11 protein-coding genes are annotated in these 14133 nt (G+C 64.8%); 10 read left to right on the top strand and 1 reads right to left on the bottom strand.

Features of this window, described 5'->3' with window-relative positions:
• Positions 1-52: 52 nt before the first annotated feature.
• From FPB55_RS02840 to accC, 4 genes are all read left to right on the top strand, one after another.
• Positions 53-1825, top strand: coding sequence for a protein-disulfide reductase DsbD (locus tag FPB55_RS02840; RefSeq protein WP_144187491.1), 1773 nt, complete (start codon positions 53-55; stop codon positions 1823-1825).
• Between the two features lie 179 nt (positions 1826-2004).
• Positions 2005-2460 carry a type II 3-dehydroquinate dehydratase gene (gene aroQ, locus FPB55_RS02835; RefSeq protein WP_003255330.1) on the top strand — a complete coding sequence of 152 codons (456 nt, stop codon included), beginning with the start codon at positions 2005-2007 and terminating at the stop codon, positions 2458-2460.
• 98 nt (positions 2461-2558) lie between these two features.
• Positions 2559-3026 (top strand): acetyl-CoA carboxylase biotin carboxyl carrier protein, encoded by a 468-nt coding sequence (gene accB / locus FPB55_RS02830; RefSeq protein ID WP_009685762.1) that lies wholly within the window; start codon positions 2559-2561, stop codon positions 3024-3026.
• A 17-nt stretch (positions 3027-3043) separates the two neighbouring features.
• Complete coding sequence (gene accC, locus FPB55_RS02825) at positions 3044-4399, top strand: acetyl-CoA carboxylase biotin carboxylase subunit (RefSeq protein WP_009685761.1); 1356 nt, start codon at positions 3044-3046, stop codon at positions 4397-4399.
• A 202-nt stretch (positions 4400-4601) separates the two neighbouring features.
• On the opposite strand, the gene FPB55_RS02820 is transcribed toward accC, so the two are convergent.
• Positions 4602-6455, bottom strand: a complete 1854-nt coding sequence (locus FPB55_RS02820) for a sigma-54-dependent Fis family transcriptional regulator (protein WP_144187489.1) — start codon at positions 6453-6455, stop codon at positions 4602-4604.
• A 283-nt stretch (positions 6456-6738) separates the two neighbouring features.
• Between FPB55_RS02820 and FPB55_RS02815 the strand changes: the two genes are divergently transcribed.
• From FPB55_RS02815 to FPB55_RS02790, 6 genes are all read left to right on the top strand, one after another.
• Positions 6739-7794, top strand: coding sequence for an NAD(+)/NADH kinase (locus tag FPB55_RS02815; protein ID WP_115293326.1), 1056 nt, complete (start codon positions 6739-6741; stop codon positions 7792-7794).
• Positions 7795-7816: 22 nt separating this feature from the next.
• Positions 7817-8794: a thiamine pyrophosphate-dependent dehydrogenase E1 component subunit alpha gene (locus FPB55_RS02810; RefSeq protein WP_029886938.1), complete on the top strand. Its 978-nt coding sequence runs from the start codon at positions 7817-7819 to the stop codon at positions 8792-8794.
• A 33-nt stretch (positions 8795-8827) separates the two neighbouring features.
• Positions 8828-9850 carry an alpha-ketoacid dehydrogenase subunit beta gene (locus FPB55_RS02805; protein WP_029886939.1) on the top strand — a complete coding sequence of 341 codons (1023 nt, stop codon included), beginning with the start codon at positions 8828-8830 and terminating at the stop codon, positions 9848-9850.
• Complete coding sequence (locus FPB55_RS02800) at positions 9847-10953, top strand: acetoin dehydrogenase dihydrolipoyllysine-residue acetyltransferase subunit (RefSeq protein ID WP_009685755.1); 1107 nt, start codon at positions 9847-9849, stop codon at positions 10951-10953. The genes FPB55_RS02805 and FPB55_RS02800 overlap by 4 nt, the downstream gene beginning before the upstream one ends.
• Before the next feature lie 52 nt (positions 10954-11005).
• Positions 11006-12070, top strand: a complete 1065-nt coding sequence (locus tag FPB55_RS02795; RefSeq protein WP_232961674.1) for a 2,3-butanediol dehydrogenase — start codon at positions 11006-11008, stop codon at positions 12068-12070.
• A 309-nt stretch (positions 12071-12379) separates the two neighbouring features.
• On the top strand, positions 12380-14113 hold the full coding sequence (locus FPB55_RS02790; protein WP_054904354.1) for a C13 family peptidase: 1734 nt from the start codon (positions 12380-12382) through the stop codon (positions 14111-14113).
• The last annotated feature ends 20 nt before the right edge of the window (positions 14114-14133 follow it).

Below are 14133 nucleotides of genomic sequence, written 5' to 3'. Positions count from 1 at the left end.
CCTGCGCCAACTCCGTTATCATGCCCGGCACGTTCCACCTCGCGAGTTCGCCATGCGCCGCCTGTTTTTCCTGCTGTTCCTGCTGCTGGCCAGCCCTGTCTTCGCCACCAGCCTGCTCGACAACCGCCCCAGCGCCACCCTCGGCGCCGCTTCGCTGGCCAACAACGCCGACTTCCTGCCAGTGCACGAGGCGTTCAAGCTCGACCTGATCCAGGCCGATGCGCATACCATCAAGCTGCGCTTCATCGCCACCGACGGCTACTACCTCTACCGCCACCGCTTCCAGTTCCACACCGAACCCGCCGACATCGCCTTGGGCACGCCGAACATCCCCAAGGGCGAGGCCAAGCACGATGAGTTCTTCGGCGACGTGGAGGTGTACCACGGCGTGCTCGATATCGAACTGCCGCGCAACGATCCGCGTGCCTTTACCCTGCTGGTGGGCTATCAGGGCTGTGCTGACAAGGGCCTGTGCTACCCGCCGGAAACCGCACGGCTGAGCATCGATGGCGAAGCCGGCACAAACACCCCTGGCGCAATCGAGCAGGCCTGGAGCTGGAAATCGCTGCTGCTGTTCTTCCTCGCCGGGGTCGGCCTGACCTTCACCCCCTGTGTGCTGCCGATGCTGCCGATTCTCTCCGGCGTGGTATTGCGCGGGCAGGTCGGTGGGCCACGCGGGCTGGCGCTGTCGCTGGCGTACGTACTGCCAATGGCCGCCAGCTTCGCCGCACTCGGCGCGCTGATGGGCTTGTTCGGCGCCGGCCTGAACCTGCAGGCACGCCTGCAATCGGCTTGGGTACTGGTGCCCTTCGCGCTGTTTTTCGTGGTGTTCGCCCTGGCCATGTTCGGCCTGTTCGAACTGAAGCTGCCGCAAGCCCTGAATAACCGCCTGAACAACGTCGCCAACCACACCAAGGGCGGTTCGCTACTGGGCGCTGCAGTACTCGGCGTGCTCTCCAGCCTGCTGGTTTCGCCCTGTGTGTCGGCGCCCCTGGCAGGCGCGCTGCTGTACATCAGCGCCAGCGGCGATGCCTTGGGCGGGGCGCTCAAACTATTCGCCCTGGGCCTGGGCATGGGCGCGCCACTGTTGCTGGTGGCCACCGGTGGCGCAGCCTGGCTGCCGAAAAGCGGCCCTTGGCTGAACACCGTGAAAAACGCCATCGGCGTACTGCTGCTGGGGCTGGCCATCGGCCTGCTCAGCCGGGTGCTGCCCGGCCCGGTAACCCTGTTGCTGGTCGGCCTGCTTGCCGCAGGCGTGGCACTGTTCCTCGGCGCCTTGGAGTTCGTGGTCAAGACTGCGCGCCAGCGCCTGGCGCAACTGCTCGGCCTGGCCTTGCTGGTATACGCGCTGGCTTGCTGGTATGGCGCCCTCAGTGGCCAGGGCGACCCGCTGCGGCCACTGCCCGTGCCCAGCCAGGCGGCCAGCGCTGGTACTACCGCGGCCACAGCGCAGGCCTGGCAAACCATCACCACCCCGCAAGCCCTGGATGCCGCGCTGGCACAGGCCAAGGCAGCCGGCCAACCGGTGTTGCTGGACTGGTACGCCGACTGGTGCATCAGTTGCAAGGTCATCGAACACGAGGTGCTCAACGCCGCCCAGGTGCAGCCGCAACTGGCGGCGTTCAAGCTGCTGCGGTTCGACATCACCGCAAGCAACGCCGAGCAACGCTCGCTCCTTGACCGGTACCAACTGTTCGGCCCGCCTGCGCTGTTGTTCTTTGCCGCGAACGGCAGCGAAATTACCGCCGATCGGGTGATTGGCGAGATAAATGCCGGGGAATTCGCGCAGATTCTCACGCGCGTGCGCGGCAAACTCGGTCTATAACTTCCCGCGGGCCGGGAAAAATCCTCGATTAGGTGACCAGATTTAAATATTTGGTCACATACTTCGCGCGAATCTCGGACATCGTGCTGGCTATTGCCGGGAACTGGACACTTGCCGTCGCTTTACGGCACACTCGCCGCGCTGTGTCGAATTGCCCTACAAATCCAAGGAATCCACAGATGGCAACGCTACTGGTGCTTCACGGCCCCAACCTCAACCTGCTCGGTACTCGCGAGCCTGGCCACTACGGCGCCGTGACCCTGGCCCAGATCAACCAGGACCTGGAGCAACGTGCCCGCGCCGCAGGCCACCATCTGCAGTACCTGCAGAGCAATGCCGAATACGAATTGATCGACCGCATTCATGCGGCACGCAACGAGGGTGTGGACTTCATCCTGATCAATCCGGCTGCTTTCACCCACACGAGCGTCGCATTACGTGACGCATTGCTTGCGGTGAGCATCCCATTCATCGAAGTGCACCTGTCCAACGTGCACAAACGCGAACCGTTCCGTCACCACTCCTACTTTTCCGATGTGGCCGTAGGGGTGATCTGCGGTCTGGGCGCCAGCGGTTATCGCCTGGCCCTGGAGTCTGCACTGGAACAACTGGCTGCCAACGCACAGCCCAAATGATGAAAACCCCGGCCTCGATGGGCCGGGGTTCCAGAGAAACGTTCTAGATACGTTTTTGTATTTCGCCCCCTGACCGAACCTTTGGGAGTTGATGATTAATGGATATCCGTAAAGTCAAGAAACTGATCGAGCTGCTGGAAGAGTCTGGCATCGACGAGCTGGAGATCAAGGAAGGCGAAGAGTCGGTTCGTATCAGCCGTCACAGCAAGACCCCAGCTGCCCAGCAGTTCTACGCACCGGCCCCGATGGCTGCCGCCCCGGCCGCTGCTGCCCCGGTCGCCGCTGCTGCGCCAGCCGCCGAAGCCGCTGCTGCTGCTGCCCCGGCGTTGAAAGGCACCGTGATCCGTTCGCCAATGGTAGGTACCTTCTACCGCAAACCTTCGCCGACCTCGCCGAACTTCGCTGAAGTTGGCCAGAGCGTGAAGAAGGGCGACACCCTGTGCATCGTCGAAGCCATGAAGATGATGAACCACATCGAGGCCGATGTTGGCGGTGTCATCGACGCCATCCTGGTAGAAGACGGCCAGCCGGTTGAGTTCGACCAGCCGCTGTTCACCATCGTTTGAATCGCGGAGAGCCAACGATGTCTGGGAAGCTCGAAAAAGTCCTGATCGCCAACCGCGGGGAAATTGCCCTGCGGATCCTGCGTGCCTGCAAAGAGCTGGGCATCAAGACCGTCGCCGTGCACTCCACTGCCGACCGTGAACTGATGCACCTGGGCCTGGCAGACGAGTCGGTCTGCATCGGCCCTGCATCGTCGAAGGATTCCTACCTGCATATCCCGGCGATCATCGCTGCCGCCGAAGTGACTGGCGCCACCGCGATTCACCCGGGTTACGGCTTCCTGGCGGAAAACGCCGATTTCGCCGAGCAGGTGGAAAAATCCGGTTTCGCCTTCATTGGCCCGAAAGCCGACACCATTCGCCTGATGGGCGACAAGGTTTCGGCCAAGGACGCGATGATCAAGTCGGGCGTACCGACCGTACCGGGCTCCGATGGCCCGCTGCCGGAAGACGAAGAAGTCGCCCTGGCAATCGCCCGTGACGTCGGCTACCCGGTGATCATCAAGGCCGCCGGTGGCGGTGGTGGTCGCGGTATGCGCGTGGTGCACAAGGAAGAGGACCTGATCGCCTCGGCCAAGCTCACCCGCACCGAAGCCGGTGCTGCCTTCGGCAACCCGATGGTCTACCTGGAAAAGTTCCTGACCAACCCACGCCACGTGGAAGTTCAGGTGCTGTCCGACGGCCAGGGCAACGCCATTCACCTGGGTGACCGTGACTGCTCGCTGCAGCGTCGCCACCAGAAGGTCCTGGAAGAAGCACCAGCCCCGGGTATCGATGAAAAGGCCCGCCAGGAAGTGTTCAAGCGCTGCGTCGATGCGTGCATCGAGATCGGCTACCGCGGTGCCGGTACGTTCGAATTCCTGTACGAAAACGGCCGCTTCTACTTCATCGAGATGAACACCCGGGTGCAGGTTGAACACCCTGTGTCGGAGATGGTCACCGGTATCGACATCGTCAAGGAGATGCTGAGCATCGCCGCTGGCAACAAGCTGTCGTTCCGCCAGGAAGACGTTGTCATCCGTGGCCACTCGCTGGAGTGCCGGATCAACGCCGAGGACCCGAAGAAGTTCATCCCGAGCCCAGGCAAGGTCAAGCACTTCCACGCCCCAGGTGGCAACGGCGTGCGCGTGGATTCGCACCTGTACAGCGGTTATTCGGTACCCCCGAACTACGACTCGCTGATCGGCAAGCTGATCACCTACGGCAAAGACCGCGATGAAGCCATGGCGCGCATGCGCAATGCCCTGGACGAGATCGTCGTCGACGGCATCAAGACCAACATCCCGCTGCACCGCGACCTGGTGCGTGATGAAGGTTTCTGCAAAGGCGGCGTCAACATTCACTACCTCGAGCACAAACTGGCCAACCAGGAGTGATCGTGTAGTGTGATGGACCAGAACCCCGGACTTGTGCCGGGGTTTTTTATTGCTTACCCAAGGCTCACACACCCCTGTAGGAGCGGCCTTGCGTCGCGAAAGGGCCGCGAAGCGGCCCCGGCAATATCTGCGGCGAAGCTGAGATCGTGGGGCCGCTGCGCGCCCCATCGCGACACAAGGCCGCTCCTACAGGGACCGCAGGTTACCCCTTCATCCGCGGCATCTCGATATGATGCTCATGCACCCGCCGATAAAGCGTTGCGCGCGAAATGCCCAACGCCCGCGCCGCATCGGCCGGCTTCCAGCGATGGCGAATCAGCGCATCCAGCAACAGTTGCCGCGCCGGGCACGACACCCCGCCTGCAACCGAGCCTACCGCCCCACCCCGCACCTCCTGCGGCAAATCCTGCACCCGCACCTGCCCGCCCTCGCAGACCGCACAGGCATAGCGCAACACCTGCCGCAGCTGGCGCAAATTGCCCGGCCAGCGATAAACCAGCAGCGCCTGCAAGGCATCGTCCGCCAGTACAACTTCGACGCCACAGGCCGCAGCCTCTTCGGCCAGCAATTGGTGAATCAGCCCCAACCGGTCCTCCCGCTCACGCAGCGGCGGCAACTCGAAGCGGGCATTGGCCAGGCGGAAGTACAAGTCTTCGCGGAAACGCCCGTCTTCTACCATTGCCGCCAGATCACGGTGGGTGGCACAGATCACCTGGATATCCACCCGCTCCCGCCGCGCCGCGCCCAGCGGCGCCACTTCGCCCTCGGCCAGCACCCGTAGCAACCGGGTTTGCAGGTTCAGTGGCATATCACCGACCTCGTCGAGGAACAACGTACCGCCGTGGGCCTGCTGCAACAGCCCTTGCATGCCTTTGCTGGAAGCACCGGTGAAAGCCCCCGCCACATAACCGAACAACTCGCTCTCGATCAGGCTCTCGGGGATGGCTGCACAGTTCAGGGTCACGAAGGGGCCGTCACGGCGCTGGCTCTGCTGGTGCAACTGACGGGCGAACACCTCCTTGCCGGCCCCGGTTTCACCCAGCACCAGCACGGCCAGGTTGCAGTCCTTGACGCGGGTAGCCAAGCGCAGGCGCTGTTCAATGCGGCTGTCCTGGGCCTGCTGCAGCGGTTGCGCCCGCTGGCGTTGCCGAGGGGCGCTGACCCGGCCGTACAAACCACCCAGGCCAGGCAGGCGCTGGGCCGACGACGCGCTGACCCGGCGTAGCTGGTCCATGTCGAACAGCTCGCCAATGTGCACCGGCAAACGGCCCAGGCGTTCGACCAGGCGCTGCCGGGCCAGGCTGTTGATGGCCTGCAGGCGACCATCGGCATCCCAGGCCAGCAGGTAATCAGGCTGGCTTTCCACATAGCCCGGCGTGCCATGGGCGCGCATCACCCAGTGGCCCTGGGCAGTGTGCATGAAAAAGGCGTTTTCGATGTCGCGAGCGGTTTGCTCGACCAGCTGACGGATCAGGTGCTGGCTGCGGCGGTCGTCCGGTGACTGCAAAGCAGACACATCCACCACCCCCAGCAACTCACCCAACGGGTCGAACACCGGGGCCGCCGTGCAGGTCAGGCCGATGAACGCCGCCCGGAAGTGGTCGCGCTTGTGCACCGTGACCGGGGCCTTGCTGGTGAGCACCGCCGCCACGCCACAGGTACCCTCCTCGCCCTCCGACCAGCAAGTGCCCAGGTACAGGCCGGCTTTGCGACAGTCGTTGCGAATGGCCGATTCGACCCGGTAGTCGATGGTGCGCCCTTGGGCGTCGGTCAGCAGCACGCAATAGTCGGCGCCCCGCACGCGCTCGTGCAGGCGGGCCACGGCGTCGCTGGCGATGCGCAGAAACAGCTGCGCGCGTTCACGGCACTCATTGAGCAGGCTTTGGGAAAGGATGCGCGGGCCCTGCTGGGAGGCGGGGTCCAGGCGGTACAGCTCCATGGAACGGCGCCATGAATCGAGGATCAGCGGCGGTACCGGCGCCTGTGGCAGGCGGTCGGCATTCTTCAGCACCCTGCTGACGCAATCGACATGGGCTCGGGAGTTCGCGGCAAGCATTCGGGCCCTCCGGTTCTCGTTGCTGTTTTTATCGTTGTTCGGCCATTAAGCGCTTGCGCGCCCGCCCCGACAAGCACTGTGTGGTTACCGGCTGGCTTGAGACGCAGCGTCTCAGCGTCTCGCCCAACGCGGCTGCGCACTGGCACCGCGCGTCTCGCCGTGCCCGCCCTGCAGCCGCCACCAAGGCAGGCCAAAGCGCTCTGCAACGGCCCCTTCGGCGCCCTTGGGCAAAGCTGGCACCGCCCTTGCTCCTGTCTTGGCAAACAAGAATACGAGGTGCGCCATGCCGCTACCCGCCCCGCTTGTCGGGATCATTGCCAACCCTGCCTCCGGCCGTGACCTGCGCCGCCTGACGGCCAGCGCCGGGCTCTATTCGAGCACCGACAAGGCTTCGGCAATCCAGCGCCTGCTGGCCGCCTTCGGCGGCACCGGCATCGGCCAGGTGCTGCTGCCCAGCGACATGACCGGCATCGCCGCCGCCGTGCTCAAGGCCAGCCACGGCCCGGCTGCGCTCAACCAGCACTGGCCAGCCATCGAAATACTCGACCTGCCGTTGTCGCAGACCGTAGCCGACACCCGCCTGGCCACCCGACGCATGGTCGAGCGCGGTGTGGCGCTGATCGCCGTGCTGGGGGGCGATGGCACCCACAAGGCCGTCGCCGCCGAGGCGCAAGATGTGCCACTGCTGACCCTATCCACCGGCACCAACAATGCCTTCCCCGAACTGCGCGAGGCCACCAGCGCCGGCCTTGCCGGTGGCCTGCTGGCCACCGGCCGGGTACCGGCCAGCATTGGCCTGCGCCGCAACAAGCGCCTGGTGGTGACAGTGCCGCAGCAGCAACTGGCCGAATGGGCCCTGGTGGAAGTGGCAGTGTCACCGCAGCGTTTCATCGGCGCCCGCGCACTCAGCCGCCGCGAAGACCTTGCCGAAGTTTTCGCCTGCTTCGCCGAACCGCATGCCATCGGCCTGTCGGCGCTGTGTGGCCTGTGGTGCCCGGTGTCGCGCCAGGCCCCGCACGGCGCCTGGGTTCGCCTCGCATCCAGCGCTGAACAGGCACTGCTCGCGCCGCTGGCCCCTGGCCTGCTGCAAGCCTGTGGCATCACCGCCAGCGGCACGCTGCTGCCCGATGTTGCCCACCGCCTGAGCCTGGCCAGCGGCACCCTGGCCCTGGACGGCGAGCGCGAAATCGAATTCGCCGAACACGACACCCCCACCATCACCCTCGACCACCGCGGCCCGCTCAGTGTGGACGTCGAGGCCGTGCTGGCGCATGCCGCCCGTCACCACCTGCTGGCCGTGCCTCGCGGCCATCGGCTGCACCCTGCAAACCCGTGTTGAGACAACCCCGGAGAACAACAACATGTCCAATCAACTCAGTACCGAACAACTGCTGCATGCCTATGAAGTGATGCGCACCATCCGCGCGTTTGAAGAACGCCTGCACGTGGAATTCGCCACTGGCGAAATCCCCGGTTTCGTGCACCTCTACGCCGGCGAAGAGGCCTCGGCTGCCGGGGTCATGGCCCACCTGCGCGACAGCGACTGCATCGCCTCGACCCATCGCGGCCATGGCCATTGCATCGCCAAGGGCGTGGATGTGTACGGCATGATGGCCGAAATCTACGGCAAGAAGACCGGCGTATGCGGTGGCAAGGGCGGCTCGATGCACATTGCCGACCTGGAGAAAGGCATGCTCGGGGCCAACGGTATCGTCGGTGCCGGCGCCCCCCTGGTGGCCGGCGCGGCGCTGGCGGCCAAGCTCAAGGGGCGCGACGACGTGGCGGTAGCGTTCTTCGGCGACGGGGCCTCCAACGAAGGCGCGGTATTCGAAGCCATGAACATGGCGTCGATCATGAACCTGCCGTGCATCTTTGTCGCCGAGAACAATGGCTACGCCGAAGCCACCGCCTCCAACTGGTCGGTGGCCTGCGACCACATCGCCGACCGCGCGGCCGGCTTCGGCATGCCCGGGGTGACCATCGACGGCTTCGATTTCTTTGCCGTGTACGAGGCCGCCGGTGCGGCCATCGAACGCGCCCGTTCCGGGCAAGGCCCATCGCTGGTCGAGGTCAAGCTCAGCCGCTACTACGGCCATTTCGAGGGCGACGCGCAAACCTACCGCGCGGCGGATGAAGTCAAGAACCTGCGCGAATCGCGCGACTGCCTGATGCAGTTCCGCAACAAGACCACCCGCGCCGGCCTGCTCACGGCCCAGCAACTGGACGCTATCGACGCACGCGTCGAAGACCTGATCGAAGACGCTGTGCGCCGCGCCAAGTCCGACCCCAAGCCACTGCCCGCCGACCTGCTCAGCGATGTCTACGTCGCCTACCCCTGAGCCGCGCATTACAAGAACAACAGGAGAACCACCATGGCAAGAAAGATCAGCTACCAGCAGGCCATCAACGAAGCACTGGCCCAGGAAATGCGCCGCGACGACAGTGTGTTCATCATTGGCGAGGACGTTGCCGGCGGTGCCGGGGCGCCCGGTGAGGAAGACGCCTGGGGTGGCGTGCTGGGCGTGACCAAGGGCCTGTACCACCAATTCCCGGGCCGGGTACTGGACGCTCCCCTGTCGGAAATCGGCTACGTCGGCGCGGCGGTCGGTGCCGCCACCCAGGGCCTGCGCCCGGTGTGCGAGCTGATGTTCGTGGACTTCGCCGGCTGCTGCCTGGACCAGATACTCAACCAGGCCGCCAAGTTTCGCTACATGTTCGGCGGCAAGGCAGTCACCCCGCTGGTGATGCGCACCATGTACGGCGCAGGCCTGCGCGCAGCGGCCCAGCATTCGCAAATGCTCACCTCGCTGTGGACGCACATTCCAGGCCTGAAGGTGGTGTGCCCATCCTCGCCCTACGACGCCAAGGGGCTATTGATTCAGGCGATCCGCGACAACGACCCGGTGATCTTCTGCGAGCACAAGCTGCTCTACAGCATGCAGGGCGAGGTGCCGGAAGAGGTGTACACGGTCCCCTTCGGCGAAGCCAACTTCCTGCGTGATGGCGATGACGTGACCCTGGTCACCTACGGGCGCATGGTGCATGTAGCCCTGGAGGCCGCCAACAACCTGGCCCGCCAGGGCATCGACTGCGAAGTACTGGACCTGCGCACCACCAGCCCGCTGGACGAAGCCAGCATTCTGGAAAGCGTGGAAAAAACCGGCCGCCTGGTAGTCATCGACGAAGCCAACCCGCGCTGCTCGATGGCCACCGATATCAGTGCCCTGGTGGCGCAGAAGGCTTTCGCTGCGCTCAAGGGCCCGATCGAGATGGTCACCGCACCGCACACCCCGGTGCCGTTCTCCGACGCCCTGGAAGACCTGTACATCCCTGACGCGGCGAAGATCGAGGCCGCCGTGCGCAAAGTGATCGAAGCTGCAAGGAGTGCCGCATGAGCCAGATCCATACCCTGACCATGCCCAAGTGGGGCCTGTCGATGACCGAGGGCCGGGTAGACACCTGGCTCAAGCAGGAAGGCGACCCGATCACCAAAGGCGACGAGGTGCTGGACGTCGAGACCGACAAGATCAGCAGCAGTGTCGAGGCCCCGTTCAGCGGTGTGCTGCGCCGCCAGGTGGCCAGGCCGGATGAAACCCTGCCGGTGGGCGCACTGCTGGCCGTGGTGGTGGAAGGCGAAGCCGAAGAGGCCGAGATCGATGCCGTGGTGCAGCGCTTCCAGGCCGAGTTCGTCGCCGAAGGCGGCGCCGACCAAGCCCAGGGCCCAGCCCCGCAAAAGGCTGAAGTGGGCGGCCGCCTGCTGCGCTGGTTCGAGCTGGGTGAAGGCGGCACGCCGTTGGTGCTGGTGCACGGCTTTGGCGGCGACCTTAACAACTGGCTGTTCAACCACCCGGCGCTGGCGGCCGAGCGGCGAGTGATCGCCCTTGATCTGCCGGGGCATGGCGAGTCGGCCAAGGCCCTGCAGCGCGGCGATCTGGATGAACTGAGCGAGAGCGTGCTGGCCCTGCTTGACCACCTGGGCATTGCCAAGGCGCACCTGGGGGGGCATTCGATGGGCGGTGCAGTCAGCCTGAACCTGGCGCGCCTGGCACCGCAGCGGGTGGCCAGCCTGAGCCTGGTGGCCAGTGCCGGCCTGGGTGAAGCGATCAACGGGCAATACCTGCAAGGCTTCGTCAGCGCAGCCAACCGCAATGCCCTGAAGCCACAGATGGTGCAGCTGTTCGCCGACCCGGCGCTGGTCACCCGGCAGATGCTGGAAGACATGCTCAGGTTCAAGCGCCTGGAAGGCGTTGACCAGGCCCTGCAGCAATTGGCTGCGGCACTGGCCGAAGGCGACCGCCAACGCCACGACCTGCGTGGCGTGCTGGGGCAGCACCCGGCGCTGGTGGTGTGGGGCGGCAAGGACGCGATCATCCCGGCCAGCCATGCCGAAGGGTTGGAGGCCGAAGTACTGGTGCTGCCCGAAGCCGGCCATATGGTGCAGATGGAGGCGGCCGACCAGGTCAACCAGCAATTGCTCGCATTCCTGCGCAAGCACTGAACCTATTCCGTGAGCCTGGAGAACAACCATGAATGACTTGAGCCACACTCACATGCGCGCTGCCGTATGGCATGGCCGCAACGACATTCGCGTAGAACAGGTCCCCCTGCCAGCCGACCCGGCGCCGGGCTGGGTGCAGATCAAGGTCGACTGGTGCGGCATTTGCGGCTCCGACCTGCATGAGTACGTCGCCGGGCCGGTATTCATCCCGGTCGAGGCGCCGCACCCGCTGACCGGCATCCAGGGCCAGTGCATCCTCGGCCACGAATTCTGTGGTCAGATCGCCAAACTGGGTGAAGGCGTCGAAGGCTTTGCCGTCGGTGACCCGGTGGCTGCAGACGCCTGCCAGCATTGCGGCACCTGCTACTACTGTACCCGTGGCCTGTACAACATCTGTGAACGCCTGGCCTTCACCGGCCTGATGAACAACGGCGCCTTCGCCGAGTGGGTCAATGTGCCGGCGAACCTGCTGTACCGCTTGCCGCAGGGCTTTCCGGCAGAGGCTGGCGCGCTGATCGAGCCGCTGGCGGTGGGCATGCATGCGGTGAAGAAGGCCGGCAGCTTGCTGGGCCAGACCGTGGTGGTGGTGGGCGCCGGCACCATCGGCCTGTGCACCATCATGTGCGCCAAGGCAGCCGGTGCGGCGCAGGTAATTGCGCTGGAAATGTCATCTGCGCGCAAGGCCAAGGCCAGGGAAGTCGGCGCCAGCGTGGTGCTCGACCCGAGCCAGTGCGATGCCCTGGCAGAGATTCGCGCGCTTACCGGCGGCCTGGGGGCGGATGTGAGCTTCGAGTGCATCGGCAACAAGCACACGGCCAAACTGGCCATCGACACCATCCGTAAGGCCGGCAAGTGCGTGCTGGTAGGCATTTTTGAAGAGCCCAGCGAATTCAACTTCTTCGAACTGGTATCCACCGAGAAGCAGGTGCTGGGGGCATTGGCGTACAACGGCGAATTTGCCGATGTCATTGCCTTCATTGCAGACGGGCGGCTGGACATTCGCCCGCTGGTGACCGGGCGGATCGGGCTGGAGCAGATTGTCGAACTGGGGTTTGAGGAACTGGTGAACAACAAGGAGGAAAACGTGAAGATCATCGTGTCACCAGGCGGGCATTGATTGCACCTCAACCTGTGGCACCGGCTTCGCCGGTGTTCGCGGGCACGCCCGCTCCCACAGGGGTTGCGCCAGCTTTTAAGACAGGTATAGGCCCACAAGCGGCACAAAGCCTGTAGGAGCGGCCTTGTGTCGCGATGGGGCGCGAAGCGGCCCCGGCGATATCTGCAGCGAAGCTGAAATCGTGGGGCCGCTGCGCGGCCCATCGCGACGCAAGGCCGCTCCTACAGGGATGTGCATCAGCGCAGGCGCTCGCTGTTTCAGGATCCCATTCTGCGTCATAATCGGCAGACCTTTTGCCCGGTTCTCGCCATGCGTCCACTGCTCCCCATTACCCTGGTCCTGCTGCTCGCCGCCTGTGGCGATGGCGAATCGTTGCTGCCCCCGGATGCCCGCCTGCCCGACGGTGGGCGCTACCGGGGCCAGGTGGTCGATGGCCTGCTGCAGGGTGAGGGGCGAATCGACTATCCCAACGGCAGCTGGTATGCCGGCACCTTCAAGGACGGCCAGTGGCATGGCCAGGGCGAATGGCACGGCCAGAACGGCGAGGTGTACCGCGGCCAGTTCGCCGCAGGGCTGTTCGAGGGGCTGGGCGACCTGACCACACCGGGCAGCCACTATGCCGGCACGTTCAAGCACGGCCGCCGCGATGGCGAAGGCACCCTCAAGCAAGCCGACCAAACCTACCGCGGCCAATTCAAGGACGACCTGTACGACGGCGCCGGCGAGCTGGTGCTGGCCGACGGCAGCCGTTACCAGGGCCTGTTCGCCAAGGGCAAGCCCAACGGTGCTGGGGTGCGCAGCGACGCCAGCGGTAACCGGTTCAGCGGCCATTTCAGCAATGGCCAACTGCAAGGCAGCGGCACCTACGACAGCGTCGATGGCGAGCAGTACATCGGCGAGTTCAAGGACAACCGTATTGAAGGCCGTGGCCGCTACGAGAGTGCCGATGGCGATGTTTGGATCGGCCAATTCAAGGACGGCTCGCTGATCGGCGAAGGTGAATTGCTGGGCAGCGACGGCAGCCATTACAAAGGCACGTTCGCCGACTGGCGGCTGTCTGGCCAAGGCAGCTTGCAACTGGCCGACGGCAGCCAGTACGTAGGCGGCTTTCTGAACGATGCCTACAACGGCAAGGGGCGCCTGATCCTGCCCAACGGCAAGGTCGAAAGCGGCGTGTGGGCCAATGGGGTGCGCGTGCGCGACCAGCATGGCACGCTGCTGCCCGACCCGCTTGACCTCGCCCTGCTGAACCAGGGTCGGCTACTGCAACAGGCGCTGGCCGCAGTGCCGCGCTCGGCCCCGCCGATTCAGCTGTACAGCCTGGTGGTGGGCGGTGATGGCCAACAGAGTGTGTTCCTGCGTGAAGCCGACTACGTCAGCAACATGCTCAAGGTACGCTTTGGCGCCCGCGGCCAGGTGACCCTGGTCAACCACCGCGACCACCTGGCCAACCGCCCCATGGCAACCCGCGAGAACCTCACCCGTGCCGCCCGCACCCTGGCCGAGCGCAGCGGCCCGGAAGACCTGGTGTTCATCTACCTCACCAGCCACGGCAGCGCAGACCACCAGCTGGTGCTCGACCAACCCCGCCTGCAACTGGCCGACTTGTCCGCCGACGAGCTGGCAACGGCCCTTGCGCCGCTGAAGGATCGCGACAAGGTCATTGTCATCTCGGCCTGCTATTCAGGGGGGTATATCGCCCCGCTGAAAGATGAGCGTACCCTGATCATGACTGCCGCACGCGCCGACCGTGTCTCCTTCGGTTGCTCGGAGGAAGCTGATTTCACCTACTTTGGCGAAGCCCTGTTCGCCCAGGCCCTGAACCAGACCGACGACCTGAAACAGGCGTTTGAACTGGCACGCGGCAGTGTTGCCGAAAGGGAACAAAGGGAAGGTTTCGACGCCTCTGAGCCTCAGTTGTGGGCGCCGCCGGCGGTGCTTGAGCATTGGCAGCAACTGCGCCGGCAACAGGCCGAAGAAGCATTGCGCAACACGACCCAGGCCAAAGTGGGCGCACAGGCAAAAAACCCGGGCAACCACTAGACTTGGGTGTAACAAGGGAG

It is taken from the genome of Pseudomonas sp. BJP69, assembly GCF_007633355.1.
Lineage (GTDB): Bacteria > Pseudomonadota > Gammaproteobacteria > Pseudomonadales > Pseudomonadaceae > Aquipseudomonas > Aquipseudomonas juntendi.
The sequence above is the reverse complement of the archived record's forward strand: the minus strand, read 5'-3'. Positions and strand labels throughout refer to the sequence as shown.